The sequence below is a fragment of the Curtobacterium sp. 18060 genome (assembly GCF_902706105.1).
Classification (GTDB): Bacteria; Actinomycetota; Actinomycetes; order Actinomycetales; family Microbacteriaceae; genus Curtobacterium.
Genome location: NZ_CACSJV010000022.1, coordinates 51758 through 58262, shown reverse-complemented (window position 1 = coordinate 58262; position 6505 = coordinate 51758). Strand labels below are relative to the sequence as shown.

At 72.8% G+C, this 6505-nt stretch carries 9 protein-coding genes; 2 read left to right on the top strand and 7 right to left on the bottom strand.

What is annotated here, in order from left to right; all coding sequences use genetic code 11:
• Window positions 1-363: 363 nt before the first annotated feature.
• The 7 genes from GVL05_RS11835 to glp all read right to left on the bottom strand — a co-directional run bounded on the left by GVL05_RS11835 (window position 364) and on the right by glp (window position 4177).
• Window positions 364-762: a PLDc N-terminal domain-containing protein gene (locus GVL05_RS11835; protein ID WP_159573262.1), complete on the bottom strand. Its 399-nt coding sequence runs from the start codon at window positions 760-762 to the stop codon at window positions 364-366.
• 75 nt (window positions 763-837) lie between these two features.
• Window positions 838-1077 (bottom strand): hypothetical protein, encoded by a 240-nt coding sequence (locus tag GVL05_RS11830; protein ID WP_159573261.1) that lies wholly within the window; start codon window positions 1075-1077, stop codon window positions 838-840.
• A 108-nt stretch (window positions 1078-1185) separates the two neighbouring features.
• Window positions 1186-1461, bottom strand: coding sequence for a hypothetical protein (locus GVL05_RS11825; RefSeq protein ID WP_159573260.1), 276 nt, complete (start codon window positions 1459-1461; stop codon window positions 1186-1188).
• A 34-nt stretch (window positions 1462-1495) separates the two neighbouring features.
• Window positions 1496-1879 (bottom strand): molybdenum cofactor biosynthesis protein MoaE, encoded by a 384-nt coding sequence (locus tag GVL05_RS20010; RefSeq protein ID WP_235035953.1) that lies wholly within the window; start codon window positions 1877-1879, stop codon window positions 1496-1498.
• 50 nt (window positions 1880-1929) lie between these two features.
• The gene (locus GVL05_RS20005; protein ID WP_194671896.1) at window positions 1930-2442 is read right to left on the bottom strand and encodes a molybdopterin-binding protein; all 513 of its coding nucleotides are present in this window, start codon (window positions 2440-2442) and stop codon (window positions 1930-1932) included.
• Complete coding sequence (gene moaC, locus GVL05_RS11815; RefSeq protein WP_159573259.1) at window positions 2439-2954, bottom strand: cyclic pyranopterin monophosphate synthase MoaC; 516 nt, start codon at window positions 2952-2954, stop codon at window positions 2439-2441. Before moaC ends, GVL05_RS20005 begins: the two co-directional genes overlap by 4 nt.
• Window positions 2951-4177 (bottom strand): gephyrin-like molybdotransferase Glp, encoded by a 1227-nt coding sequence (gene glp / locus GVL05_RS11810; RefSeq protein WP_159573258.1) that lies wholly within the window; start codon window positions 4175-4177, stop codon window positions 2951-2953. Before glp ends, moaC begins: the two co-directional genes overlap by 4 nt.
• Before the next feature lie 105 nt (window positions 4178-4282).
• On the opposite strand from glp, the gene GVL05_RS11805 reads away from it, so the two are divergent.
• Together GVL05_RS11805 and GVL05_RS11800 are read left to right on the top strand one after the other, a co-directional pair.
• Window positions 4283-5239 carry an MTAP family purine nucleoside phosphorylase gene (locus GVL05_RS11805; protein WP_159573257.1) on the top strand — a complete coding sequence of 319 codons (957 nt, stop codon included), beginning with the start codon at window positions 4283-4285 and terminating at the stop codon, window positions 5237-5239.
• Complete coding sequence (locus tag GVL05_RS11800; RefSeq protein ID WP_159573256.1) at window positions 5236-6306, top strand: NAD(P)-dependent oxidoreductase; 1071 nt, start codon at window positions 5236-5238, stop codon at window positions 6304-6306. The genes GVL05_RS11805 and GVL05_RS11800 overlap by 4 nt, the downstream gene beginning before the upstream one ends.
• Window positions 6307-6505 lie beyond the last annotated feature (199 nt).

Sequence of the window (6505 nt, the reverse complement as noted above, 5' to 3'; positions counted from 1 at the left end):
GTGCGGGGCCGGGCGGGGCCGGGCGCACGGTGCGCACTTGTTCGGGTGGTGCGAGGTTGACCGCTCGGTGCGAGGTTGTAGCGGCGCACGGAGCGTGCAACCTCGCACCAGCCGACAGACCGCGCACGGTGCGCCCGGTACGACGGCGCGTCGGTGCGACGGCCTGGAGGCGCGGGTCAGCTCGGTCGCACGGTGCGGGCTTCGGCAGGTGGTGCGAGGTTGACCGCTCGGTGCGAGGTTGTAGCGGCGCACAGAGCGGTCAACCTCGCACCAGCCGACAGACCGCGCACGGTGCGACGGCGCGTCGACCTGGAGGCCCGGGTCAGCTCCCCGGGGCTGGCGCGGCTCCGGCGGTCGGGTACGTCAGCTCGCGGGAGCGGCGTCGCCCTCGCCGGCGGCGTCCTTCGCGCGCTTCAGGCGAGCCTGCGCCTCCCAGTACTCGATCTCGCGCTCGAGTTCGGCGAGCTCCTGCTCCGTGCCGCTGATGCGCTTGGCGCCGTGGGCGCTGCGGGCATCACCGAGGGTGGCGTACCGGTCCTCGTGACGGGCGGGCTCGATGTAGCGGCCGTGGTTCCGCTCACCTGGGGCCCAGTCGTGGCCGATGGCGAACCAGACGATGCTGCCGACGACAGGGACCAGGATCACGAGGATCACCCACGCGATCTTCGGGAGTCCGCGGATCTGGTCGTCGTTCTTCGTCAGGATGTCGATCAGGGCGAAGACCAGCAGGATGACGGTGATCCCGGGCAGCAAGACGCTCATGTTCGCGATTCTATGGAGAACCTGAGGGCTGTCGCCACGCCCCGAACGCGTGCCGGTGTTGCGATCCGGACACGGTCAGCTGCGGGGCCGTACAGGGTCGACGTCCGTGCGGTGCTGAGCTGCGAGACAGCGCCGCGCGAGCACGGCGCGACGCACCGACCACACGAACTGGGCGACCGTGAACAGACTTCCGATCAGGTAGACCAACCAGAAGGCCGTCCCCGCGACGGCGATCGACGACCAGACGACGAGCAAGCCGGCCTGCATCGGGAGGGCGGCACCGCTCGCGAGGTCGGTCGCGACGGCGTCGACCACGATCCGTCGATCCGCCGGCGCGTCCGCCTGGCCGATCGCCGCACGCGAGACCGCACGCTGCTCACGCTGCGACAGCGACGCGACGACTTGATCACGGACGACAGCGTGTCATGCACGGCGTCGGAACCGGAACGCACGGATGATCTCCACCACCAGGATGAGCACCGCGATGCTGAGTCCGACGGTCGAGAGCATCAGCCGTGCGTCGGAGTCCGGGGGCAGCGCGACGCCGACGAGCACCAGCAGCGCGATCACCAGGGCCACCGCCAGGACGAACCCGCGGATGGGCAGGACACGACGATCACGCGGCTGCGCGAGGTACGCCTGCGCCCGGATCTCCGCGTCGGCCCACCGCCGGTCGGCGGTCGTCTGTGCTTCGTTCACCGATCTGAGCGAACCAGCATGAACTGAGCATCCGTCACAGCGCCGCGACCCACTCGTCCGTGCCGTCGGTGAACCGCTGGTGCTTCCAGATCGGCACCCGCTCCTTCACCAGGTCGACCAGCTCCCCGCACGCCGCGAACGCCTGCGCCCGGTGCGACGACGCCACTGCCGCGGCGAGCGCGACGTCCCCGATGCCGAGCGATCCGACGCGGTGCAGCACGGCGATCCGGACGTCGGGGTGGGCTGCGGCGACGGTGCGGGCGACCTCGGCGATGACGTCGCCGGCGCTGGGGTGCCGCTCGTAGTCGAGCGCGGTGACGCCCTTGCCGCCGTCGTGGTCGCGGACGACGCCGGCGAAGGTGACGACGGCGCCGTCCTGGTCGGTGGCGACGACGGCGGAGACCTCATCGACGGTGATCCCCCGGTCGACGACGTCAGCGAGGACGACGCGTGCGTCCAGCGCCGCGGTCACGACGCGCTCCGGGGCGCGTGGCCCTCGCCGTGTACCTGCGCGAGCACGTGCTCGAACAATCCGTCGAGCACGGCCAGTCCGTCCGCCACCCCGCCGCGCGACCCGGGCAGCGTGACGATCAGGGATCCGCCGGTGCTGATGCCGGCGACGCCGCGGCTCAGCAGTGCGGTCGGACCGGCCCCGGCGAGCCCGCGACGACGGACCTCTTCGAGGACACCGGGCAGCTCCAGGTCGATGAGGGGCGCGACGGCCTCGGGCGTCCGGTCGGTCGGGGTGACGCCAGTGCCCCCGGTCGTGATGACGATCCGGGCCCCGGCGAGCAGTTCGGCGGTCACGGTCTCGGTGATCGCCCCGCCGTCGGGGACGATCACGGGCTCGGCGACGGTGAAGTCCCGCTCGCGCAGCCACCCCGCGATGACGGGCCCGGTACGGTCGAGTGCCGGATCGGCGGCGGCCTGCGTGGACACCACCACGACGGCGGCACGGCCCCTGGTCGGCTGCGAGGTCATCGGTTGCTCCAGTCTCCCGACCGACCGCCGTGCTTCTCGAGCACTCGGACGTCCGTGATCGAGGCCGCCCGGTCGACGGCCTTCACCATGTCGTACACGGTCAGCGCGGCGACGCTCGCGCCGGTCAGCGCTTCCATCTCGACGCCGGTGCGCGAGGTCGTGCGGACCGAGACCTCGATCAGCACGCGGTCGTCGGCACCGGTGATGTCGACCTGCACTCCGGCGATGGGGAGCGGGTGGCAGAGCGGGATGAGGTCGGAGGTCTTCTTCACGGCCATGATCGCGGCGATGCGGGCGGTGCCGATGACCTCGCCCTTCGGCAAGGAGCCGTCGAGGATGCGAGCGACGACGTCGGGCCGGGTGACGAGTGTGGCGGTGGCGGTCGCCGAGCGGTCGGTGACGTCCTTCGCGGACACGTCGACCATGTGCGCGGACCCGTCGGCGCGGACGTGCGACAGCTCGGCCGCGTCGGACGGATCGACCTGATCGGACGTGTGGACGGGTTCGGTCATCGGAGGCTCCAGACGGTCAGAACGTCACCGGGTTCGACGGCGTCGACCCCCACCGGGACGTGCACGAGGTGCGTGGCGGCGGCGTAGTGCGCGAGCAGGTGGGAACTCGGTCCGCCCACGAAGTGGACGACCCCGTCGGCCACCCGGCCACGCCGCACCTGGTGCTTGCCACCCGGTGACTGCGCAGCCGAAGCAGCGGGCAGGTGCAGCTCGGGACGGTCGGCCGGCAGCCCGACGAGGGGCGCGAGCAGCGGACGGAGGAAGACCTCGAACGAGACGAGCGCCGACACCGGGTTGCCGGGGAACGACACCACCGGCACCGGTCGACCGGCGAGCTCCACGCTGCCGAACGCCTGCGGTCCGCCGGGCTGCATCGCGACCGGGGTCACGGCGAGCCCGCGGGGTTCGAGTGCCTGCCGCACGACCTCGTACGCGCCCGCACTGATGCCCCCGGTGGTGAGCACGAGGTCGGCCCAGTCCCCCACGGCGTCGTCGAGCTCGGTGACGAACGCGTCGACGTCGTCGGGGACCCGGACCGTGCGGGACGAAGCACCGATCTCGGCGAGCGCCGCCTGCAGCGCGATGCCGTTCGCGTCACCGATCGTCGCCGCGTCGGTGTCCGCGCCCTGCAGTTCGGACCCCGTCGACACGACGAGGACCCGTAGCGGTCGACGAACCTGCACGGTGGACACTCCGGCGGCTGCGAGCGCGCCGAGCAGGGCGGGGGTGATCGGCGCACCGGTCGGAGCGATGGACGCACCGAGGGCCAGGTCGCTGCCGGTCGCTCGCACGAAGGTGCCCGGCACGAGGTCAGCGGGCACCGTGACGTGCCCCAGGTCGAGCGCAGCCGGGAAGGACCCCGGCGACGTGGCCTCCACCGGGAAGACGGCATCGGCGCCGTCGGGGATCCGCGCGCCGGTCATGATCGGTGCCGCTGTGCCGGAGGAGAGCGGTGCGGGGACGACCCCGGCGGGGATGGGCGCGACGACCCGGACGTCCTGCCCGGCATCGGCCACCCGGACCGCGAAGCCGTCCATCTGGCTGTTGTCGAAGGGCGGCAACGGGACCGGTGAAGCGACGGGTGCAGCGAGCACGCGGTGCCCGTGACCGGCACGGCCGTCGACGGCGAGGTCGTCGATCCGCCACGACGCAGCCCCGAGGCCCGCCAGGACCGGCGCGAGCAGCGCTGCCAGGTCGTCGCGGTGCTGACCGATCGTTCGCACAGGTGCCTCCGAACAGGGATGGTGTCGCCGCTCCCGGTTCGTCCGGGGCCGGCGTCAGTAGCGTATCCAGCGCGCAGACCGCGCCGACGACCTTTCGGAGGACCTGTGGAGAACGACGAAGCCGTGACGATCGGTGTCATCGGGGGCTCCGGCCTCTACCAGCTGTTCGAGGAGGGGACCGCCGAGGAGCTGGACGTGCCGACGCCGTTCGGCCCGACGTCGAGCCCGATCAGCATCGGCACGATGTCCGGCCGTCGGGTCGCGTTCCTCACCCGGCACGGTCGTGAGCACTCCGTCGCCCCGCACCGCATCAACCACCGCGCGAACCTCTGGGCGCTCCGCTCCCTGGGCGTCCGCGCGATCGTGTCCTCGAGCGCCGTCGGTGGTCTGCACCCCGACTACGCCCCGGGCACCTTCGTCGTGACCGACCAACTCATCGACCGCACCTTCGGCCGCGCGGACACGTTCTTCGAGGACGACGTCCAGCACCTGTCGTTCGCCGACCCGTTCGACCCGACGCTGCGGCGCGCAGCCGTCGACGCGATCGCCGCACTCGACGTGCCGTTCCGTCCGACCGGCACGTGCGTGGTCATCCAGGGCCCCCGCTTCTCGACGCGCGCCGAGTCCGTCTGGCTGCGCGAGGCCGGTGGCCACACCATCAACATGACGATGACCCCCGAGGTCCCGCTCGCCGCCGAGCTCGGCATCGCGACCGTCAACCTGTCGTTCGTCACCGACGCCGACGCCGGCCTGGCCCCGACCGAGGACGAAGCCGCAGCCGCAGCCGCAGCCGCAGCCGCCCACGCGGCCACGGCGGACGCAGCGGCCACGGCGGGCACAGCGGCCACGGGCGACGCAGCCGACGACGCCGGCGCACCCGTCACCCACGCCCTCGTGATGGAGCGTCTCGCCCGCGCCAACGAGGTGATCGTCCGCGCCATCGGCGGGATCGTCGGCGCGATCCCCGCCGACTTCACGCCGCGCGAACTCGTCCCGGCGAGCGCCAGCGCCAGCATCATGCAGACCCAGCCCACCGCCGCGACCCCGGGACCCACCGTATGACGCGCCTGCTCGTCACCGGCGGCGCCGGCTTCATCGGCTCCGCGATCGTCCGCCGCGCGCTGGCCGACGGCCACGAGGTCCGCGTCCTCGACTCCCTCCGCGACGACGTCCACGGCGACCCCGGCGAGGTCGTGCGCGCCCACCAGCAGCAGGGCATCGAGTTCGTGCACGGCGACGTCCGCGACCGGGTCTCGCTCGACGCCGCGCTCGACGGCGTCGACGTCGTCTGCCACCAGGCCGCCAAGGTCGGCCTCGGCGTCGACTTCCAGGACGCCCCCGACTACGTCTCGTCGAACGACGCCGGCACCGCGTACGTCCTCGCCGGCATGGACCGGCACGACATCGGTCGACTCGTCGTCGCGAGCTCGATGGTCGTCTACGGCGAGGGCGCGTACACGACGTCCGACGGCGAGCCCGTCCGGCCGCCGGCCCGCCGCCGCGAGGACCTCGACGCCGGTCGTTTCGACCCGATCGGCCCGGACGGTCACCCCCTGCTGCCCGGCCTGATCGACGAGTCCGCCGCGCTCGACCCCCGCAACGTGTACGCGCAGACGAAGGTCGCGCAGGAGCACCTGGCCTCGAGCTGGGCGCGCGCGACGGGCGGCCGGGCGATCGCGCTCCGCTACCACAACGTCTACGGACCCGGCATGCCCGCGAACACCCCCTACGCCGGTGTCGCGTCACTGTTCCGCTCGGCGCTGGCCCGCGGCGAGGCTCCCCGCGTCTTCGAGGACGGCGCCCAGCGTCGTGACTTCGTGCACGTCGACGACGTCGCCGGAGCGAACGTCGCCTCGATCGCCGCGACCGCCGACCTGCCCGCCGACTCGTTCCGCGCGTACAACGTCGGGTCCGGCGTCGTGCACACGATCGGCGACATGGCCGCGGCGATCGCGGGCCCCGACGGCCCCCAGCCGGTCGTCACGGGCGAGTACCGCCTGGGCGACGTCCGCCACGTCACGGCGAGCTCGGACCGCATCGCCGACGAGCTCGGCTGGCGCGCCGAGGTCGACTTCGCGGCCGGCATGCGCGACTTCGCGACCGCTCCCCTCCGGAGTGCCGTCCAGTAGCCCCACTTCGTGAGCAGGAATGGTCGGGTCACCGGACGAGACCCGACCATTCCTGCTCACGAAGCGCGCGCACCGCGCGCACCGCGCCCAGCGCGACCACACGCCGGACGCGACCGGACACGAACGCCCGCCACGGGCCTCCCGTCCGCTTGTCCCCCGTTCTGGGGACCCCGCGCCGAAACAGTGCGCTGACTGACCA